This window comes from Salinibacillus aidingensis, assembly GCF_039522525.1.
Taxonomy (GTDB): domain Bacteria; phylum Bacillota; class Bacilli; order Bacillales; family Alkalibacillaceae; genus Salinibacillus; species Salinibacillus aidingensis.
Genome location: NZ_BAAADO010000002.1, coordinates 139,820 through 159,042 on the forward strand (window position 1 = coordinate 139,820; position 19,223 = coordinate 159,042).

Annotated in this window: 17 protein-coding genes, 1 pseudogene and 3 riboswitches; of the genes and pseudogenes, 2 read left to right on the top strand and 16 right to left on the bottom strand. The window is 42.9% G+C overall.

The genetic code is table 11. The features are described 5' to 3' along the window. Window positions 1–201: 201 nt before the first annotated feature. From ABD006_RS04440 to ABD006_RS04465, 6 genes are all read right to left on the bottom strand, one after another. Entirely contained in the window at window positions 202–1,530 is a 1,329-nt protein-coding gene (locus ABD006_RS04440; protein WP_343838058.1) for an amidohydrolase family protein, read from the bottom strand. Between the two features lie 89 nt (window positions 1,531–1,619). Beyond that, on the bottom strand, window positions 1,620–2,561 hold the full coding sequence (locus ABD006_RS04445) for a nucleoside hydrolase (protein WP_343838060.1): 942 nt from the start codon (window positions 2,559–2,561) through the stop codon (window positions 1,620–1,622). A gap of 305 nt (window positions 2,562–2,866) precedes the next feature. Next, entirely contained in the window at window positions 2,867–3,463 is a 597-nt protein-coding gene (locus ABD006_RS04450; protein ID WP_343838062.1) for an ECF transporter S component, read from the bottom strand. A gap of 73 nt (window positions 3,464–3,536) precedes the next feature. Then, window positions 3,537–4,364, bottom strand: a complete 828-nt coding sequence (locus ABD006_RS04455) for an energy-coupling factor ABC transporter ATP-binding protein (protein WP_343838065.1) — start codon at window positions 4,362–4,364, stop codon at window positions 3,537–3,539. Then, a complete protein-coding gene (locus tag ABD006_RS04460; protein ID WP_343838067.1) occupies window positions 4,361–5,239 on the bottom strand; it encodes an energy-coupling factor ABC transporter ATP-binding protein in 879 nt (292 codons plus the stop codon). The genes ABD006_RS04455 and ABD006_RS04460 overlap by 4 nt, the downstream gene beginning before the upstream one ends. Continuing rightward, a complete protein-coding gene (locus tag ABD006_RS04465) occupies window positions 5,230–5,982 on the bottom strand; it encodes an energy-coupling factor transporter transmembrane component T (RefSeq protein WP_343838069.1) in 753 nt (250 codons plus the stop codon). Before ABD006_RS04465 ends, ABD006_RS04460 begins: the two co-directional genes overlap by 10 nt. Window positions 5,983–6,313: 331 nt before the next feature. Continuing rightward, window positions 6,314–6,415, bottom strand: a riboswitch (purine riboswitch). Between the two features lie 397 nt (window positions 6,416–6,812). Here ABD006_RS04465 and ABD006_RS04470 point away from each other — a divergent pair. Beyond that, window positions 6,813–7,400: a YdeI/OmpD-associated family protein gene (locus ABD006_RS04470; RefSeq protein WP_343838071.1), complete on the top strand. Its 588-nt coding sequence runs from the start codon at window positions 6,813–6,815 to the stop codon at window positions 7,398–7,400. A gap of 171 nt (window positions 7,401–7,571) precedes the next feature. On the opposite strand, the gene ABD006_RS04475 is transcribed toward ABD006_RS04470, so the two are convergent. The 5 genes and pseudogenes from ABD006_RS04475 to ABD006_RS04490 form a co-directional block, all read right to left on the bottom strand. Next, entirely contained in the window at window positions 7,572–7,775 is a 204-nt protein-coding gene (locus tag ABD006_RS04475; protein WP_343838074.1) for a hypothetical protein, read from the bottom strand. A 4-nt stretch (window positions 7,776–7,779) separates the two neighbouring features. After that, window positions 7,780–7,842 (bottom strand): annotated as a pseudogene (locus ABD006_RS17955) (hypothetical protein); the annotation flags it as partial. 415 nt (window positions 7,843–8,257) lie between these two features. Further along, window positions 8,258–9,001, bottom strand: a complete 744-nt coding sequence (locus ABD006_RS04480) for a glucose 1-dehydrogenase (RefSeq protein WP_343838076.1) — start codon at window positions 8,999–9,001, stop codon at window positions 8,258–8,260. A gap of 344 nt (window positions 9,002–9,345) precedes the next feature. Then, window positions 9,346–10,140, bottom strand: coding sequence for a carbon-nitrogen family hydrolase (locus ABD006_RS04485; protein WP_343838078.1), 795 nt, complete (start codon window positions 10,138–10,140; stop codon window positions 9,346–9,348). A 141-nt stretch (window positions 10,141–10,281) separates the two neighbouring features. Beyond that, window positions 10,282–11,382, bottom strand: coding sequence for an iron-containing alcohol dehydrogenase family protein (locus ABD006_RS04490; RefSeq protein WP_343838080.1), 1,101 nt, complete (start codon window positions 11,380–11,382; stop codon window positions 10,282–10,284). A 61-nt stretch (window positions 11,383–11,443) separates the two neighbouring features. Continuing rightward, a riboswitch (SAM riboswitch) is annotated at window positions 11,444–11,546 on the bottom strand. Window positions 11,547–11,703: 157 nt separating this feature from the next. Here ABD006_RS04490 and ABD006_RS04495 point away from each other — a divergent pair. Then, a complete protein-coding gene (locus ABD006_RS04495; RefSeq protein WP_343838082.1) occupies window positions 11,704–12,879 on the top strand; it encodes a pyridoxal phosphate-dependent aminotransferase in 1,176 nt (391 codons plus the stop codon). 263 nt (window positions 12,880–13,142) lie between these two features. Here the strand turns inward: ABD006_RS04495 and ABD006_RS04500 are convergent, their stop codons facing one another. The 5 genes from ABD006_RS04500 to ABD006_RS04520 all read right to left on the bottom strand — a co-directional run bounded on the left by ABD006_RS04500 (window position 13,143) and on the right by ABD006_RS04520 (window position 19,189). Beyond that, window positions 13,143–14,282: an alpha-hydroxy-acid oxidizing protein gene (locus ABD006_RS04500; RefSeq protein WP_343838085.1), complete on the bottom strand. Its 1,140-nt coding sequence runs from the start codon at window positions 14,280–14,282 to the stop codon at window positions 13,143–13,145. 12 nt (window positions 14,283–14,294) lie between these two features. Beyond that, window positions 14,295–14,966 (bottom strand): methionine ABC transporter permease, encoded by a 672-nt coding sequence (locus ABD006_RS04505; protein ID WP_343838087.1) that lies wholly within the window; start codon window positions 14,964–14,966, stop codon window positions 14,295–14,297. After that, window positions 14,941–15,978 carry a methionine ABC transporter ATP-binding protein gene (locus tag ABD006_RS04510; protein WP_343838089.1) on the bottom strand — a complete coding sequence of 346 codons (1,038 nt, stop codon included), beginning with the start codon at window positions 15,976–15,978 and terminating at the stop codon, window positions 14,941–14,943. The genes ABD006_RS04505 and ABD006_RS04510 overlap by 26 nt, the downstream gene beginning before the upstream one ends. Before the next feature lie 272 nt (window positions 15,979–16,250). Then, window positions 16,251–17,063 carry a MetQ/NlpA family ABC transporter substrate-binding protein gene (locus ABD006_RS04515; protein WP_343838092.1) on the bottom strand — a complete coding sequence of 271 codons (813 nt, stop codon included), beginning with the start codon at window positions 17,061–17,063 and terminating at the stop codon, window positions 16,251–16,253. Between the two features lie 97 nt (window positions 17,064–17,160). Further along, a riboswitch (SAM riboswitch) is annotated at window positions 17,161–17,273 on the bottom strand. A gap of 323 nt (window positions 17,274–17,596) precedes the next feature. After that, window positions 17,597–19,189, bottom strand: a complete 1,593-nt coding sequence (locus tag ABD006_RS04520; protein ID WP_343839006.1) for a long-chain-fatty-acid--CoA ligase — start codon at window positions 19,187–19,189, stop codon at window positions 17,597–17,599. Between the last annotated feature and the right edge of the window lie 34 nt (window positions 19,190–19,223).

Genomic DNA, 19,223 nt, shown 5'->3' on the forward strand with positions numbered 1-19,223 from the left:
GATATCATCTGAACTCTAGATTCAATCAAACGTTTGTTTAAAAGTGTCGGTCAAATACAGACTACTGTCCTTATTGCCTCTTTGCGTTCTAAATATAGAAGATTTCCTTTCCGATGATTATACCATTTTACCAGAACTCTCTTTTAAATTTGGAGCTCTTCGCTAAGATTATTCGACAAAATTCGGGTGGTGACAGGCACCTCAAACAACGGTTTTCTTCATATGTCTTCTGCTTTCAAACATGATCCGTTCCTCATCCAGGGTTAGGACTTCTCGGTTTTTCATTACAACTTTTCCATCGATGACGACATCCTCCACGTCCCGGCTCGTTACAGATTCTACTATTGTATTGACCATATTGTTGGTCGGCGTGATATGGGGCTGATTGATGTCTACTAGTGTTAAATCGGCTTTGTTCCCTGTAGCGACTTCACCCTTAACCTTTTCAAACTGAAGAGCTGCTGCACTGCCGGCTGTTATCATTTTCACGAGTTCTTTTGCTGCCAACACTACAGGATCAAATACAGGGAGTCCCCAGTAGGCATGAATTCCTGATCGAAAGACACGAATTTCATCAAATAGACTTAAGTTTGATGAGGAGGCACCGTCACTTCCTATCCCGATAGGCATATCCATTTCTACCATGCGCGGAGTCTTTGGAATACCGTGGGATCCAAAGTTCACACGTGGGCAATGAACTATTTTTACACCACGCTCTTTTAAAATTTCCAATTCCTTTTCAGAATAGGCAACATTATGAGCCGTTAACAAATTGGGTCCGAGAGCTCCTAAAGAATTGAGGTACTCTACTGGTCTCAGTTGATATTTTTCCAGACAATAGCGAACCTCATCACGGTGTTCGGCCAGATGTGCGTGTAAACCGGTTTGATATTTCCCGGCCAATTCTGCTCCACGTTCAATTAATTCCGGTGAACAGGACATGACCTGTCGCATCCCAAACCAAATGTGAATGCGGTCATGACCTGCTCCATGATACTCCTTATACAGATCTTCAATATCACTTAGAATTTCATTTGTTGGGTGCTTCATCGTTTTCGGTAAAAAGTCGCCCATGTCAATCGTGGATCTGGTAATAGCTGCCCGCATGCCTGATTCAATGGCTGCTTCAGCCACTTTGTGAGTATGAACACCTCCAGCCTCAGCAAATGCCGTCGTGCCGGACTTAATCATTTCCAGACAGCTCATTTGGGCACTCACACGGACATCATCTTCATCCAGATTTCCTTCAAAGGGTACTAGAATACGAGACCAGATCATTGGGTATTCATCCATCGTACGTCCTTTTAACAACTGCTGACACGTGTGGGTATGGGCATCCACCAGCCCTGGCATGGTGAGCTTCCCCTGGCCATCTAACGTACTTTCCGGCTGATACTTTTTCTTTACATCATCTGAGTTTCCTATCTCTAATATCTCCGAGTTATGTATGGCGATCGCCTGGTTCTCTGCAACCTCCAATGCCGGATTCAATAGACTTGTATTTTTAATTAACAGATCAATTTGCAACACTTACACCCTCTCTGCAGAAATTGTGCCGGGTACTTTTCGGACAATGGTTCACGGCTGATACCAAATACCGCAGCAGCATTTCACCAAGATTAATCGACAAAATTCGGGTGGTGACAGGTACCAAAAAAATCATCCATAAAGGCTTGGGCATCTACCTGGAAACAAACCTGTGTATTTGGTGTTTCGTCCTCATTTACGTGTAAATTTTCAACGGTTCTCCCCAGTGCCTCATCTGTCTTATCAACTTCGATATGCATAGGGACAGTATTCACCAGGTCCGGGTATAGTGCTACGCCTACCGCTAATGGATCATGCAGCGCACAGCCTTCTAAATATGGATGCAGTTTTTTATATTCGTGTAAATAAAACTGCGTAAAGGAAGCAAAGAGTTCTGCAGTGGGTGTACCCAGCTGTCTCCATTTTTCTACGTCTTTATCTGTTAATAATGTTTTTCGCGTTACATCGAGTCCAACGAGTGTGACAGGGAGCTTTGATTTAAATACAATGTCGGCCGCTTCAGGGTCTACGGCAATGTTTGCCTCGGCAAATTTGCTCACATTCCCAGGGGTTGCAACCGCTCCGCCCATCGTCACAATTTTGCCTACCTTTTTCATAATGGCAGGACTTTTTTCTATGGCCGCCGCCAGGTTCGTCAATGGACCTGTTGTCACAATGGTTAAGTCTTCACCACATCTATCCGTTTCTTCAATGATAAAATCGACCGCATGCTGGGATGGAACCAAACCGTCTTCCTTCAGTTCACCCAGTGTTTCACCAAGCCCATCCATCCCATGAATTTTTCCATTATACTCCCGAATTCGTTCTCTCGGCTTGTCGGAACCTTTCCGGACTGGCAATGGTTCTCCAACTGATTCGAGAACTTTAACGGTGTTTCGATAGGTATATTCTACGGGTGCGGTCCCATAAACCGTCGTAATCCCCAGTATTTCAAGTTCAGGCTTGGCCACAGCATAGGCTATAGCTAATGCATCATCAATGCCCGTATCCATATCCAAAATAACTTTCTTCAAAGCAAACACCTCCACAGGATTTATTGAAAAGACAAATGCCCATTTACTGATATCAGATATCCTTTATCAGGTATCCTTAAAAGATAATGGTTCATCAATCATACCCGGCACCCCTAAAGAACAACAACCCTCTACGGTACCGGTGAAATCACAATCATCCAGATATAAAGTGAAACTCCCATAGTAAGGGTTTTCTCCATCCCCCAATGATGATTAGTTGAACCTATCAGGAATTTACTGTCCGTTTTTCCCCACTTAATCTTGCTGGAGTACCCTCAGGACTTGAAGTGGGGGTATACAGCCAGTTAATGCGTGATAAAAGGATCACCATAATTCATCTTCGCCAGATAGCGTGAGGACATTTTCTTAACGATTATATAGGCAATGAGTACAGATAAAATTTTGTCCACACTGTTCACTAAAATCGAGCTTGAGAAAACGGAAGTCCAGATATCCTGAGTGGAGGCCAGAAAGACTCCCGTAACAGTGTCAACAGATTTTCCTGTTGCCCCTCCAAAAACCAGGACGGAGATAGGTGCTGACACAACTACCGTTATTAACGTTATCACAACCCCTGATACAATCGTTGTCCACAACTTCTTAAACATACCAGCTCTGGACATATATCCGATTAATAGACCAATAGCGATTGATACAGGAGCAAAAAATAGACTTGTTGGATTCGTCAGGGATGTAACGACATTCGTGGCTACCCCTGTTACCGCCCCCACCCAGGGTCCTGCGATCATAGATACAACAACGGTTCCAATCACATCAAAGTGGAGAGGTAATCGTAATAGCTGGACAATCTGACTCGTTACAAAATTCAAGGCTATACCTACTGGAATTAATAAAATGGCTAAAAGTGTAAAATCATGCAGTAGACCTTTTTCTTTTTTCATTGCAATTCCCCCTCATGTTTTTAGGTAGATTTATATTTCAGCTGATTTACAGCTTGAAACCAACGAAACTGTATCAGGAAGTTACCCTTTCTTTCGCTTTCATCTCCAATAGTGAATCCACAAATTCATCAATAGACAGAATCCGCTCTTCAACCCTTAAAAGATGGGCTAATTCACTAATATAAGGCTGTTTGATATTGGCTTCTTCTATGACATCAAAGTCCCAGAAAATCTCTCTCTTATCCTTATCAGCAGCAATCCGTTTATTGGTCATAACGATGACACGATCAAAATTTTTTACCACGAACTCCATATCGTGGGTAATTGTAATCACAGTAATGTTCTTTTCCTGCAAATGGTTGATGATTTTCGCAATTTGCTGCATGCCGACATAATCCTGGCCGGCTGTTGGTTCATCTAAAATGACGACTTCAACCTCCATAGCCAGCACACAGGCAATCGTGACAAATTTTCGAGTCGAATAGGGCAGGTTGTATGGATTTTCATCAAGATAGCCTTCGATGCCTGCCTGCTGTGCCGCACGCCTTACCCGTTCAGCAATGTCATCATCGGTCATCCCCTGTTTTTTTAGTCCGTAAGCAATCTCACTAAAGACATCACTTTGAAAAATCTGATCATCCGGATTTTGAAACACATAACCTAACCGTTTTGCAATTTGAGCGGTTGTATAACCTTTCATATTTTGACCATCAATGGTAATCGTTCCATAGGTAGGCTTTAGAAGACCATTTAACATCTTCACTGTCGTGGTTTTGCCCGCTCCATTCTGACCAATAATCGCCAGCTTTTCCCCTTTTTCAATACTCGCCGAAATATTTTTAACGGCGACAAAGCCATTCGGATAGGTAAAGCTCACATCCTGAATTTCAATAAAGCTCATGACCCTGAACCTCCCTGGTTGACGTGGATCCCCAGCCATTTTTTGATTTCTGCTTCTGCCTGTGATCGATGAATCGGGATTTGGCCAAAATCTGAGCTCCTTTTATTCAGCTCGATTCCCAGTCGTGCATATTGGGGCAGGCCCGCCTCATAATCGATTAGAGCAGGATTGGACAGAACATCCTCAACGTTTCCCTCCGTTATGATCCGGCCGTCATTCATAACAAAAAGATAATCGGCATGCTCGGCAATGAGTTCAAGCTTGTGCTCCACAAGGATAATCGTTTTCCCCTGTTCCTTCATCCATTTAATCATGTCGAAAATGTCCCTGGTCCCTTTTGGGTCAAGCTGGGATGTCGGCTCATCAATCACCAGAATATCCGGATCCATCACAATGACAGCTGCAAAAGCGACACGCTGTTTTTGTCCACCTGATAATTCATACGGGTTTTTATCCGCTAATTCCTCAATGTTCAGTAATTGGATTACCTGCTTAACACGCTTCTTGATTTCCGGAACCTCAACGCCAAGATTTTCGAGTCCATAGGCAATTTCACCAAACACGGTATCCTTTACGCCGCTAATTTGAGTAAAAGGATTCTGGAAGATAAAGCCAATGTTTTTTGCCAATTCACTCATGGTCCAATGACGAATATCTTTTCCTTCTACAACGACTTCCCCCTCTAAACTCCCTTTATGAAAATGAGGAATAAAGCCGCGCAGGACATTGCATAAAGTGGTTTTTCCGGTACCATTTTTTCCAATTACGGCATAAAGCTTTCCCTCTCTAATAGAAAGGCTGACGTTTTTCAGTGCCTTTTCCCCATCGTTAATCGGATACATGTAATCCAAATTGTTGACCCGAATTAATTCCATAGCCAAATCCTCCCTATGAGTAAAATCGTGAGCAGAATCACCATTGCCACCTGAATGATGTAATCGATTCTTCTTTTGGTCAGCTCATTCAGACTTGTTTTCTTTCCTATCGCTGAGAATGCGCGGGTTTCTAAAGCAATAGCCCTTTCTTCCGTGCTTGTAATGGAGCTTAAGACAAGCGGACCCAAAACAGGGATGAAAGCCTTTGCCCTCGTCAGGAGGTTGCCTTCTGTTTCCACCCCTCTGGACTTTTGCGCCTCCATGATCACTTTTGAACGGTTACTAATTTCAGGAATAAATTGAAACGTCGCAATAATGGCGTATGAAAACTTCGGGGACATGCCGATCCTCTCCAGTGCCTGACTGATATCTTTGACCGGTGTAATTCGAAAAAATAATAAAAACGCCGATGCGATGGCGATGATTTTAGAGGTTAAGGATAAACTCCGCATCACCCCTTCCTGCTTAATGGAGATGATTCCCCAGCTCCAGAAAATTTCTTCACCAGGTGCAATCACCGACTGGATGATAAAAATAAATAAGACCAAAACGAGCAAGCCCTTCACAACTAAATTCACCAGCTCCTTCGCCTTGCCTGCAAAAAAGGCAATCAGGATACACAACGGCAGCATTAGGTAGGCATACAGGTACCCTGGTACGAAAAAAATCGAAATCGTGACAAACAAAGGCAGCATAAACTTTGTTGATGGATATAAGTTCAAAATAAAATTGCCTTTTTCCATAGATATTGGCCTCCTTATGTATGGATAAATGGTTAGAAACGGACCGGCTGCCTGGTGTTTCTGTAAAGTCATTGTGCCAGGCAGATTATACTCCCCCCTATTTAAAGAGGACAAAAAAACACTCCCAGCTATAGCCGGAAGTGTCTGCTTATTACGATAGGAAATTGCATACAATTCGCCATCCCTCAACCCTGAAGAAAGAAGTTCGGATAAAACGTTGCTTCATCATAATTCACGGCGCACCAACAGAACTTTTACTATCAGTCATCAAAAACACGTTTAAATTCCGAAGATTTCAACATAATACGCATACCTGAATCGGAAAAATTAGAATGTATACAATCACCCTCGTAGTCAGACCATTTACGGCAGTCCGGTAGAAACTTATGGGCCATATCCCCAAAATTATACGACGGTGTTTCTTCTAAATGATTAAGTTTTTTTCATCATAAATGATAGATTGATGTGCGTCAACAAATTTACGAACATTTTAAATAAAGTAATAGATATTGTTCGTATTAATGGTCTCCTCTCCATATCTCAACAAAGTCCCTGAACCCAACAATCATAGGCGAAAGCTAGTGATAAAGCATTTATTGTCCAGCATTTATTTTATTAATCTGTTCTTCAAATAGATGAGTGACTCTTGTTATGACTTTCCCCTTTTTAACTCACCAAGCATTGGAGCGAGGTGATTACTTGCTCTTGTCCCGAGTACGATATTTTGTTTAAATCTTATATATAGTTGCTTTCCTATTGTAGCAGGAGCTGAATTACATTCTAAATATTCCAGGTGATGACAGGTACCTGAAGTAAAGAGAGGTATTTTAATGACAAACTCTAAAATGAATCCCAAGATTGATGATTTTTTGAGCAATGCCCATAAATGGCAACAAGAATTTGAGGAACTAAGAAGAATTATTCTCGACTGTGGGCTTACTGAAAAATTGAAGTGGAATTTGCCCTGTTATACGTTTCAAAACAATAACATTGTAATCATCCAAGGATTTAAAAATTACTGTGCTTTGATGTTTTTTAAAGGCGCCTTGTTAAAAGATCCAGAGAGTATTCTGACCAGGCCCGGGGAGAATTCACAGTCGCAGCGCCAGATTCGGTTTACCGATGTTCAGGAAATCGTTAAAAAGGAAGCCACATTGAAGGCTTATATTAATGAAGCCATTGAAGTGCAAAAAGCGGGATTGGAAGTTAAAAAGACTACAGAATTCACAATTCCTGATGAACTTCAGAAAAAGTTTGATGAATCCCCTGACTTTAAAAAAGCATTTGAAGCACTGACTCCAGGAAGGCAAAGAGCCTACATTCTTTACTTTTCTAAAGCCAAACAATCCAAAACCCGTGAGTCAAGGATCGAAAAGTATACAGAGCATATATTCAATGGAAAGGGATTAAATGATTAAAAACGGTGCCTGTCACCACCCGAATTTTGTCGAATATTAATTTAAACAAAGGGAATGACAGCCATAACTGGTGTCATTCCCTTTCTCATGCCCTGTACGACCTGCTAATCCGGTCCGTGAAACATTCTGTGAAACAAGATTATTCGGGGCGTGACAGGCACCGAATCAAGATCAATGGTTTTTAATAACCACCTGATCCACATTGAGATTTTTTCTTGGCTTCACGTTGTTTACGATAATGTCCGCAATATCTTCCAGATCCATTAAACCTTCCATTTCACTTTCTTCAAAGATGCCATCCCAAAATTCGGTCTTCATTCCACCCATATAGGCACCGTCTGCCCAATAAACAAACATGACTTCCCATTTTAGCATATCGTCTCGCTAATGATGCTCCCAATCCACTTCCTGCTCCAGTAATAACGACAACTTCTTTACTCATGATTCCGTCTTCCTTTCTACGATGATCGTGAATGAAATGCTATGAATGAACAATAGAATCCCATCAGGAGCCGTATAAACAAAATTTGTATTTGAATATTTTGGACATACTACCTCTTATTGGAATAGTCAATTTTATGAGCAGCGCCATATGTGTCGATGTTGCTTTTCTCATGCTTAATCAAGCACTATATTTATTTACATTTTAGCCCGGCTGCCGCCTGTGCTTGGTGGCATCGTGGTTTGCGTCACATTCAAAAATAGGGATGTGTATATACACAAGGGGATTATCGGTACTTTCCATAAGAAGTTCGAAATGTATTTGACGTGCTGGCGCGTTATCTATATAAAAAACAACCTGAAGCTGTGTATCATCAGCTTTCAGGTTGTTTTTTTGGCACTATTGATCACATGATTTAATTAGAAGCCGTTACCCCACCATCAATCACAAACTCCGATCCGGTAGAATAACTGGAATCCTCGGATGCGAGGAATAAGATGAGCTTGGATACTTCTTCAGGCTGCGCAGTCCGCTGCATTGGAATGGTCTTTTTCAATTGCTCAACAAGGTCCCTCGATCCCTCTACTTCAATCATAGGTGTTTGAATAACTCCCGGGTGAACGGAATTTACGCGGATGCCATATTCCGCAAATTCCAATGCTGCACTCTTTGTCATCCCGCGCACCGCAAATTTTGAAGAATCATAGGCCGAATTCCCAGCCGCTCCTCTAAGTCCATTTATGGAAGAAACATTGATGATGGATCCGCCACCTGCTTTTTTCATGGATGGAAGAACCGTTTTCATCCCCAGAAACACGCCAACCTGGTTAATATCAACGACTTTGCGGTACTCTTCTTCCGTCAGCTCATCAAATTTTTTGGTAACAACAATCCCTGCATTGTTCACCAGGACATTTACAGGACCAAATGCGGATTCTGCTTCATCAATCACATGCTTCCATTCATCAGCCTTTGTTACATCGTGCCTGACAAACTTGGCATTCTCACCAAGTTCCTTCTCCAGCGCCTCACCTTCATCCGCAAGAATATCAGAGAAAACAATCTTGGCACCTTCCTCAACGAACCGGCGGACATGCGAAGCCCCTTGTCCACGTGAACCACCTGTTACGACAGCAACTTTACCATCTAATTTACCCATTACTGAATGCCTCCCTTTTACCAAAAATAATCGTCGTTCTACTGCCAGTCTATGTAATCGCTTACATAGATAGACCTGAGTTTTTGACTAATACAAAAGGTTTAGCGAGGAGACATCTGTATTACGATATCTGACAGGCTCCTCTAACAAGGGAGCTGCAAGGCTACTACTGATTCTAACTATTTTCCATATCAAAACAGGCAGAGCTGATATTCCGTTCAGCTCTGCCTGTTCATAGCAGGGTTGTCCAAAGTGTACCTGGTACGTGCCTTCACCCGTGAAACATTCTGTGAAACAAGATTATTCGGGGCGTGACAGGCACCTAGATCAAGTTACCAACGTCTCTACCGATAAAGATCACTCCTGCGGTCGCTAAAGATAGGGATGGTTTTTCGTACGTTATCTACCTGATCTACGTCGATTTCTTTATATAAGATGGTTTCGTCTTCACCGGCTTCGGCCAAAACTTCTCCCCATGGGCCGACAACGATGGAATGGCCGCCAAAGGTATTATTGGGGTCAGCTCCGACACGGTTACAGGCGATGACAAAGCACTGATTTTCAATCGCACGACTAATCAATAAGGCACGCCAATGGTCAATGCGTGGTTTTGGCCACTCGGCGACAACGTATAAGACTTTCATTTCTCCAAGTGCATGCATGCGTACCCATTCCGGGAAGCGAATATCGTAACAAATCAATCCGGCAGAGGGTATGCCTGCGAGCGTAAACCATCCGTTATCATTTCCTTCGACTAAATATTTTTCTTCATCCATTAGCCGGAACAAATGCGCTTTACTATATTCTTTAACTTTTTCCCCGGACGCATTGACAACGAGCATGGTGTTTTTCACTTCGGCTGCCTGCTCTCTGGATTGATTGGCAACCGATCCGCCGACCACATGAACCTGATTCGCCTTTGCCAGTTCTGCGAAAAAGTTGAGACTTTCCCCACCCTCGATATCGGCAATGTCATCGAGGCGCGACAAATCATATCCAGTCGTCCACAATTCGGGAAGTACCACCACATCGACCCCGGATTTTGCCGCCTGTTCTATGTTTGTTTTCACTTTTTCATAGTTTCCCCACGGGTTTCCATATTCAATATCCATTTGAAGCAAAGCAACGTTCAAAGTCAACAGAGTCCCTCCTCCTATAAAGTGAGATTTCATTCAGTGGGGCTCCCCCACTGAATGTTCGCGAAACTTATCAGGACTTTATCAGCTATTCGCTCTACCATCATTGTTTTTATCATTCAGTGAGGTCTACAGATCGTTCATTCATGGTGAACCAGGCGTTATATGATTAACCACATACTCTTCTAATCGTTGAATACTATGAATGACATCATCCTTTGTTGTCGACACGCTCATTAGGTGGATGGATTCTTCGGGAATGGTGGCTTTTTCAGACAAGGCATCAATGGCTTCCTTTACATGTTCCTGAATTCCCAGTTCTGCAAGTGTGGTTGGCAGGTTTAATTCTTTATAATAGGGTAAGAGTTTTGTCACTTCATCATATTTATTTTCCAAGGCTAATTGAACCAAAATGCCGTAAGCGACCTTATCCCCATGGAGAAATTTATGGGTTTCCGGAATGGTCGTTAACCCATTGTGAATCGCGTGTGCTCCGGCAATTCTTCCGTATTCATCACCGTAACCACCAACCATTCCTCCTGCCATCATAATGGTTTCCGCTACTTTAACTAAAGCAGGTGTGACTTGATGATTCCGGACACTTTCAATGGCTTCTGTTCCCTTATCCAGCAACACATCCCGACAAAGCCGGGCAGCATGAAGGGCTATATCCAATGATAACGGTTTTTGCTTTATTTCATCCGTTAATGCAACGGCTTCATACCATTTCGCAATCGTATCTCCTATTCCGGCCCGCAGGTATTCTACTGGTGAATCAGCAATAATACGCGGCTCTATCAGTACCATATGGGCGGTTTTCGAAAAAACGATATAATGCAGAAAGTTTCCAGCCCCGTCATAAAATACACTTAGCGGGGTCCAGGGTGAGCAATTGGAAGCCAGGGTCGGAATCAAAATAACAGGAAGATCCAACTCATCTCCTGCTGCTTTAGCTAAATCGAGTACTTTCCCTCCGCCAACACCAATCACTGCATCTGCCTCGTTATTTCTTAATTTATCAGCAACTCTTGCCACTTCTTCATGAGTACAATCCCCTTTGTATGGAACATGAACGACGGCGTTATCTAAAGATATATAGTCTTTAGCCGCCTCCCAGGATTTTTCACCATGAATAATGGCAGGATTTTCTAGCTTTTGCTCGGATAGTTTCACCGGCAATTGCTGAAGGATTCCTTCTTCACATTGATAAAAATTCGGTGCCCCTCGCACTTGTAGTGATTTCATTGTTTATCCCCCCATAAAAAAAGCTCTTCCAGTCAGAGGAAGAGCGTCCGCAACACATTTCCTCTTATCTCCCAACTAATGTTGAAGGATTTAGCACCGTGTACAATGATGTACCGGTTGCCGGGTTTCATCGGGCCAGTCCCTCCACCTTCTCTTTATAAGAGTTAAAAATATATGAAATTATCAATCATTATCCCACTTGGTACACCTCCTGTCAATTAAATGGCAAAACCTTTTGTCAATTTTGACTTTACAAAAAATAGTCAAATAGATATGATTAGTAAAATAATTCTATTCGATACGTCTTAGGAGATGAGAAGTTTGAGAACCTTTCCACAGTCAGAAATGCTACAGAGACTACCTGCACAGTTCTTTGAAGGACTAGTGAAAAAGGTAAAAGAAAAGCAACAGCAAGGGCACGATATTATTAATTTAGGCCAGGGAAACCCGGATTTACCGACGCCACCTCATATCATTAAAGCATTGCAGCATGCGGCGGAAGATCCATTGACCCATCAATATTCCCCATTCCAGGGATATGACCTTTTAAAGGACGCGGTTGCCACATTCTATAAACGGGAATATGGAGTAGAAATCGATGCAAATAAAGAAGTAGCCATCCTTTTTGGGGCCAAAGCCGGACTGGCAGAAATTAGTCCTTGCTTATTAAATCCAGGTGATATTGCCCTTATGCCGGATCCCGGTTATCCCGATTATATGTCCGGGATTGCTCTTGCAAATGCTGAATCTATTTTTATGCCTCTATTGGAGAAAAATAACTTTCTGCCGGACTATACGGCTATTCCAGAAGATTTAAAAGATCAGGCGAAAGTCATGTTTTTAAATTACCCTAATAATCCCACGACAGCGACTGCAACAAAAGAATTCTTTGATGAAACCGTTGCTGTAGCGAAAAAACATAACATTTGTGTCGTTCATGACTTTGCATATGGAGCCATCGGTTTTGATGGGGAAAAACCACAAAGCTTCCTCCAGTCAGAAGGTGCAAAAGAAGTGGGAGTTGAAATCTATACACTGTCCAAAACCTATAACATGGCAGGCTGGCGGGTAGCCTTTGCAGTGGGAAACCCATCTGTGATTCAAAGCATCCAATTACTGCAGGACCACATGTTCATGAGCTTATTCGGTGGCATCCAACACGCAGCTGCCGAAGCCTTATCCGGTGATCAGCAGCCCGTACGTGAACTTGTGCAAACCTATCAGGAAAGACGCAATCGTTTCATTAAAAAACTGCTGGAAATGGATATCGAGGTGGAAGCACCACGTGGAACCTTTTTCGTATGGATGCGTGTACCAGCAGGCTACAGCTCTGAAACGTACGCGGATTTACTTCTCGAAAAAGCACATGTAGTCGCTGCACCTGGTGTTGGCTTTGGGTACTATGGCGAAGGATACATACGCCTCGGATTATTAGCAGATGCAGAACGATTAGAAGAGGCAGCCATTCGAATCGGAAGGCTGGGCGATTCCCTATAAAATAGTAATCATCAATAAGGAGACTGCAAGGTACTGCAAATCCCACCAAAAACAGACATGAATCATATGGAAAAGGGCTAAAACAAAAAAACCATCGGATGTTCCTGTCACCCGATGGTTTTTGGTTTGATATTCGTTTGAAGCTATAGCCTCGCACACTTCCCCTTCTCTAATCTATGAATCTTCCAGTCTATTCACTATGCTGTCGAAAGCTGAGGCAATCCTCTGTGCAAAATGTTCACGGCAAAACATCATAGACAAAATCATGAGTTCGATAAATGCTGTACAAATTCCGGAGCTTGACAGGCACGAATCGAGCTTTTGCCGGCGGTTGCGAGGGTCGTGTCGATATCAGCTAACAGGTGGCTCAGGACTTCTTCTACTCCGGCCTGGCCGTTGTAAGCTAATCCATAAACATACGGACGACCGATCAATACGGCATCAGCACCTAAAGACATCGCCTTCACAACATCAGGTCCGCGGCGAATCCCACTATCAAAGAGGATAGGAATCCTTCCATTTACAGCTTCTGCGACTTTTGGCAGTGCATCCAGTGAAGCGATGGCACCGTCTAATTGTCTTCCGCCGTGATTGGATACCACAACACCATCCACCCCGTAATCGATAGCTCTCTTTGCATCATTCGGGTGGAGCACACCTTTTAAAATAATGGGAAGATGGGTTTGTTCACGCAAAAAGGCTAGGTCCTTCCAGGTTAGTTTTGGCTGGAAGGTGATGTTTACTAATTCATCGATAGCGGCCGCCCGATTTTGCTCAGGAGTTACGTCTAGACGATTTCGGAAAACAGGATCCTGAAAGTAATTAGCCGAACCATACCCTTCTCGTACAGGGAAAAATTGATTCGTCAAATCAGCTTCCCGAAACCCTAATGCCGGAGTATCAATGGTTATCACAATCGCTGAGTATCCAGCTTTTTCTGCTCGTCGGAGGAAGCTTACCGTTAGTTCTGGATCTTTACTACAATATAACTGGAACCATCTCGGTGTATCTCCAAGTGTATCGGCAATTTCCTCCAGTGTATAGGTGGAAACGGTACTGGCAACATAGGGGACCTGTTTCCCCCGTGCTGCTCTCGCAACCGCTAATTCGCCTTCCGGATGAGCCGCCCCTAAATGACCTACAGGGGCCAGCAGAAATGGCGATGGATAGGTTTGCCCTAGTACCGAAATGGATAAATCCCGTGTTGATACATCTTGTAAAAACTCCGGAACAAGCTTCCATTTTTTAAAAGCCTCTTCATTTGCCCGTAACGTCTCCTCGTGGCCGGATCCACTTTGAATGTACGTGAACACTTCATGGCTGAGTTTCTTTTGGGCATGCCTTTCTAAATCCTTATAGCGATAGATTGGTGATAGCTTGCTTTTTACAGCCTCATCAGACATGGACATACACCTCTAATCTTTTTTGAGTTTGGCAGCAACGACATTACCCAGTGACTGAAGCCCCTGAACGAGAATAATCAACACGGCCACGGTGATATACATAACGGATGGTTCATAACGCAAATGTCCAAAACGATAGGCTAAATCCCCAAGTCCACCTGCTCCGACTAAACCAGCCATTGCTGTTGCACCAATTAGTCCAATGGTTGCGATGGTTAACCCTAATATAATCGAGGGTCTTGCCTCCCGCACCATTACATTCCAAATAATATCTTTCGTTTTAATGCCCATGGCTTCATAGGCTTCCACGACACCGCGGTCAACCTCCAGTAAAGACGTTTCCATTAAGCGGGCAATATAGGGGGCCGTAAAGACAACAAGCGGGACAATGACCCCTCTTACTCCAATGGTGGTCCCGACTAGAATTTTCGTAAACGGAAGCATAAAGAAAAGCAAAATAATAAATGGAATCGACCGAATGACATTAATAATCATGTTAAGAAACCCATTTAAAAACCGATTTTCCAGACTTTTGCCCGGTCTTGTCAGCACAAGCAAAATCCCCATTGGTAATCCGATTAAAATCGATATCACTAAAGAAATGGAAACCATTTGAAAGGTTTCGATCAGGGCAACCCACAAATAGGAGCCCCATTCATCAAGAAATGCGTTTACTTTGCTCATAGGTGATCACCTCTTCTGTTTGAATACCTTTTTCCTGCAGGTAGGATATGGCTTGATGAATTTCAGAATCTTCTCCTTTAAAATGGACGAGTAAAGTGCCAAACGGATCATCCTTTAATTGCGTAATATTTCCGGATAAGATATTTGGAAATATATCAAAACGCTTTGTAACAATAGCCAGAGCTGGTTCCTCGCTTGAATCTCCCGTGAATTTTAACGAATAAATCTTACCTGTTTCTTTTAACGAATCAATCATGTCATTGGATAATGGATGGTTGAAAATACCATTCACAAATTTTTTCGTCGTTTCATGTTTTGGTGATGTAAAGACATCAAGGGTTTTCCCTTGTTCCACCACTTCTCCATTTTCCATGACAGCTACTCGATCACAAATCCGTTGAATCACATGCATCTCATGAGTAATCAGCAAAATTGTAATCCCTAACTCTTTGTTGATTCTTAACAGTAAATCAAGGATAGCATCGGTTGTGTCCGGATCCAGCGCACTCGTCCCTTCATCACTTAACAGCACTTCTGGTTCATGGGAAAGCGCTCGTGCAATCGCAACTCTCTGCTTTTGCCCTCCAGATAACTGTGCCGGATAGGTATCCGCCTTATCACTTAACCCGACAATATCTAAATAACGATTGACCCGCTCTTTAATATCCTTTTTCGGAACCCCGGTAAGCTTTAAGGGAATCGCAACATTGTCATAAACGGTTGCGGTTTTTAATAGATTAAAACCCTGAAAAATCATTCCAATTTTTCGTCTTGCTTTTAACAATTCATTAGGAGATAAAGAGGTTAAATCCGTCCCATCCATACTTACCGTACCTGATGTCGGTTTTTCCAGTAGATTCACATTCCGAACCAATGTACTTTTACCAGCACCACTATAACCAATCACCCCAAAAATCTCCCCTTTTTTCACCTCAAGAGAGACATCCTTCAAGGCCTCTATTGGCCCGTTTTCTGTTTGAAATGTTTTTGAAAGGTGGTCAATCTTAATCATGTAGAATCTCCTTCCTTCTGTTTAAAGAAAACTCGGCAAATTTTATATCTGAGATCTCAAAAGGATTTCATCATTCACCCAATGTTTATAAAGTGAAACTTCCATCAGTGGGGGACTTTCCATCCCCACTGATAGTTAGTTGAACTTATCAGGAATTTACTGGCCCCCACTTAGTCCTGTTGGGGTACCCTCAAGACTTGAAACGGGGTATTACGACCAGTTCATGCGTGATAAAAAGAAAGAGCCGCATTGTGCAGCTCATTTCCTTGTTGTTACCAGGATACGACCACGGAACCGGCAAACTCTTCTTCAACAAATTGCTTGACTTTATCTGAATGGTACGCATTAATGAATTTCTCAATAACCGGATCATCCTGGTTTTCACTGCGAACTGCGATAAGGTTTACCCATGGTGAATCTTTTGGTTCAATAACAATCGCATCCTCTGTTGGAACGTAGCCAGCTTCCATAGCGTAATTAGTATTAATCGCAGCAGCGGCCAGTTCACCAAGCTGACGCGGAATTTGTGCTGCTTCCAATTCAACAAATTCCAGTCCTCGTTTATTTTCCTTAATATCCTTCACAGAAGCGTTTGCCCCCACCTCTTCCGGCAGAGTAATTAATCCTGCCTGCTCGAACAGCATTAATGCACGTGCTCCATTTGTAGGGTCATTCGGTAAGCCAACTTTATCGCCTTCTTTTAACTCACTAATATCAGAAATCTTTTCGGAATAGATCCCCATTGGAAAGTTTACAGTTTTCGCAACCTCAACAAGGTCAAGATCACGATCCTCCACCATTTGATCCAGGAACGGCTTATGCTGATAGCTGTTAGCATCTAAATCCCCTTCTGCCAGCGCGGTATTGGGGGTAATATAATCGCTAATGACTTCAATTTGAATGTCTAAACCATCTTCTGCCGCAACTTCTTTCACAACTTCCATAATTTCCTCATGTGGACCGGCTGTGACTCCTACTTTCAAAGAATCCTCGCTCAATGTGGATGTCTCAGCATCACCAGCCCCACAGCCTGAAATCATAGCTGCAATAAAAATGACAGATAAAAGACCAAATACTTTTTTCATGTTTTTCTCTCCCTTTTGTTTTAAAAATTATGTAGTATAAAGAAAAGCCCCTCCATAAAAATGGAGAGGCTTATACACAAATAAATATAATCGACCTCTCTCATCTATCAAAACATCAACAGTTTTGCAGGAAGTAGCACCTTTTCTTACATTTGTAAGAACGGTTGCCGGGCGTCATCGGTCCTGTCCCTCAGCCACTCTTGATAAGAGATTTTCATATTATTCAATTATCGAACGTTTTATCGGCATCTTCCGAAAAAAGATTAATGTCATTGTATAGGAGGGAAAATCAGCTGTCAATGGAAAATTAGAAAAATTATGTTTTCTTTGCGTTGGTTTTATTTTATTCAAAGGCAAAAAATCCTCAATGTTTTCAGGATAGATGCGTTATCCATATCAAAACAGGCAGAGCTGATCTTCCATTCAGCTCTGCCTGTTCATAGCAGGGTTGTCCATAAGTGTACCTGGTACGTGTCTTCATTTGTGAAACATTTTGTGAAACAAGATTTTTCGGGGCGTGACAGGCACCAACTCTACTGCTTCTTCTTCTCCTGCTCTACTAATTTCCGTTTTAATAGTTTTCCGACTGTATTTCTTGGCAGTTCGGCACATATCTCATATTGTTTAGGGACTTTATAGTGGGTTAAATTGCGGTAACAATGGCCTTTTAATTCTTCAAGCTCTATGGTGTGACCGGCTTTTGGGACCACATAGGCTTTGACTACCTCGCCCTGGTCCGGGTCAGGGATACCGACGACAGCGGATTCCAGTATGTCGGGGTGGTCGTATAAAACACTTTCGATTTCCTGTGGATAGATATTAAACCCACCATTGATGATCATTTCTTTTTTTCTTCCTACAATGTAGAAGTAACCCTCTTCATCTGACATGGCTAAATCTCCTGTGTATAGCCATCCGTTTCGTAATGCTTGATTGGTTTCCTCTTCATTCTGAAAATACCCTTTCATGATTTGCGGTCCCTTAATGATTAACTCACCAACACTATGCTCCGGCAGTTCCTTATGATCTTCATCAACAACCTTACAGTCTGTCCCTGGGAGCGGGATGCCGATGCTTCCGACTTTTCGGACACCGCTCGCCGGGTTCCGGTGTGTGGAGGGTGAGGCTTCTGTCAGACCAAAGCCTTCACCGATGATCGCTCCTGTTAAGCCCTCGAACCTTCTTATAATTTCAATCGGCAGCGGGGCTGAGCCGCTGGAACAGATTTTCAAGCAATCCAAACCATAGGATTCGACATCCGGGTGATTGACAAACGCATTGTACATCCCGGGCACACCAGGAAAAAATGTGGGCTGATACTTCTTAATCTTCTCCAGCACATCGTCAACCTGGAATTTTTTGATTAATAGAATTGATGCCCCGACATAGACTCCGAGATTCATCGCACTTGTCATAGCATACACGTGATAGAGCGGGGTAGCGGTCAGAACCACCTCCTGACCAGCCTGCATCTTGTTCCCATACATCTCCTTACTTTGGAAAACATTGGCTACCAGGTTGAAGTGGGTTAACATCGCTCCCTTCATCTTCCCTGTTGTTCCGCCTGTGTATTGAATCACCGCAACATCATCCCTCGGTGAGATTGGAATCTCCCTGGTGATTGGCGTGGAATTCCTGATTAAAAAATCTAAGGACTGAGGGGGGTCATCCTTGGATCCTGATACAAAGACATGGCCGAACTTATACATCTCATTGACCTGATGGACGGTTTTCAGGTTATCCTGTTCAGCTATTAAATAGTTCATATTTGCATCACTTGCAATGTGTAATAGTTCTCTGGCGGTATAACGCGGGTTAATTTGAACGACAATCAACCCCAATCGCATGGCGGCATAATAAGCAATCATGTAGTCAGGGTGATTGGGCAGCATTAACCCTATTCTTTCCCCTTTACGTAATCCCATAGCATCCCATGCCGCCGCGAGCCGATCCACTTTATCCTTAAATTCCTCGTAGGAGAATGGTCTGTCTTCAGCAATAATGGCTGTGCGGCTTCCAAACTTTTCAACAGTTCTCTCCAGCAGAGAATAGAGCGGGACTTCCGGACATACAATATTTGGATTCACTTCCGGTGGATAGGCTTTATACCATCTGGGTTCCTGCACATGTTTCAATCCCTTCACCCCCTTTTAAACCTCG

Coding starts and splice junctions, on each gene's coding strand:
- ABD006_RS04505 (WP_343838087.1), bottom strand. CDS start 14,966: ATGAGCAAAGTAAACGCATTTCTTGATGAATGGGGCTCCTATTTGTGG.
- ABD006_RS04480 (WP_343838076.1), bottom strand. CDS start 9,001: ATGGGTAAATTAGATGGTAAAGTTGCTGTCGTAACAGGTGGTTCACGT.
- ABD006_RS04470 (WP_343838071.1), top strand. CDS start 6,813: ATGACAAACTCTAAAATGAATCCCAAGATTGATGATTTTTTGAGCAAT.
- ABD006_RS04515 (WP_343838092.1), bottom strand. CDS start 17,063: ATGAAAAAAGTATTTGGTCTTTTATCTGTCATTTTTATTGCAGCTATG.
- ABD006_RS04500 (WP_343838085.1), bottom strand. CDS start 14,282: ATGTCTGATGAGGCTGTAAAAAGCAAGCTATCACCAATCTATCGCTAT.
- ABD006_RS04465 (WP_343838069.1), bottom strand. CDS start 5,982: ATGGAAAAAGGCAATTTTATTTTGAACTTATATCCATCAACAAAGTTT.
- ABD006_RS04490 (WP_343838080.1), bottom strand. CDS start 11,382: ATGAAATCACTACAAGTGCGAGGGGCACCGAATTTTTATCAATGTGAA.
- ABD006_RS04475 (WP_343838074.1), bottom strand. CDS start 7,775: ATGCTAAAATGGGAAGTCATGTTTGTTTATTGGGCAGACGGTGCCTAT.
- ABD006_RS04460 (WP_343838067.1), bottom strand. CDS start 5,239: ATGGAATTAATTCGGGTCAACAATTTGGATTACATGTATCCGATTAAC.
- ABD006_RS04455 (WP_343838065.1), bottom strand. CDS start 4,364: ATGAGCTTTATTGAAATTCAGGATGTGAGCTTTACCTATCCGAATGGC.
- ABD006_RS04450 (WP_343838062.1), bottom strand. CDS start 3,463: ATGAAAAAAGAAAAAGGTCTACTGCATGATTTTACACTTTTAGCCATT.
- ABD006_RS04510 (WP_343838089.1), bottom strand. CDS start 15,978: ATGATTAAGATTGACCACCTTTCAAAAACATTTCAAACAGAAAACGGG.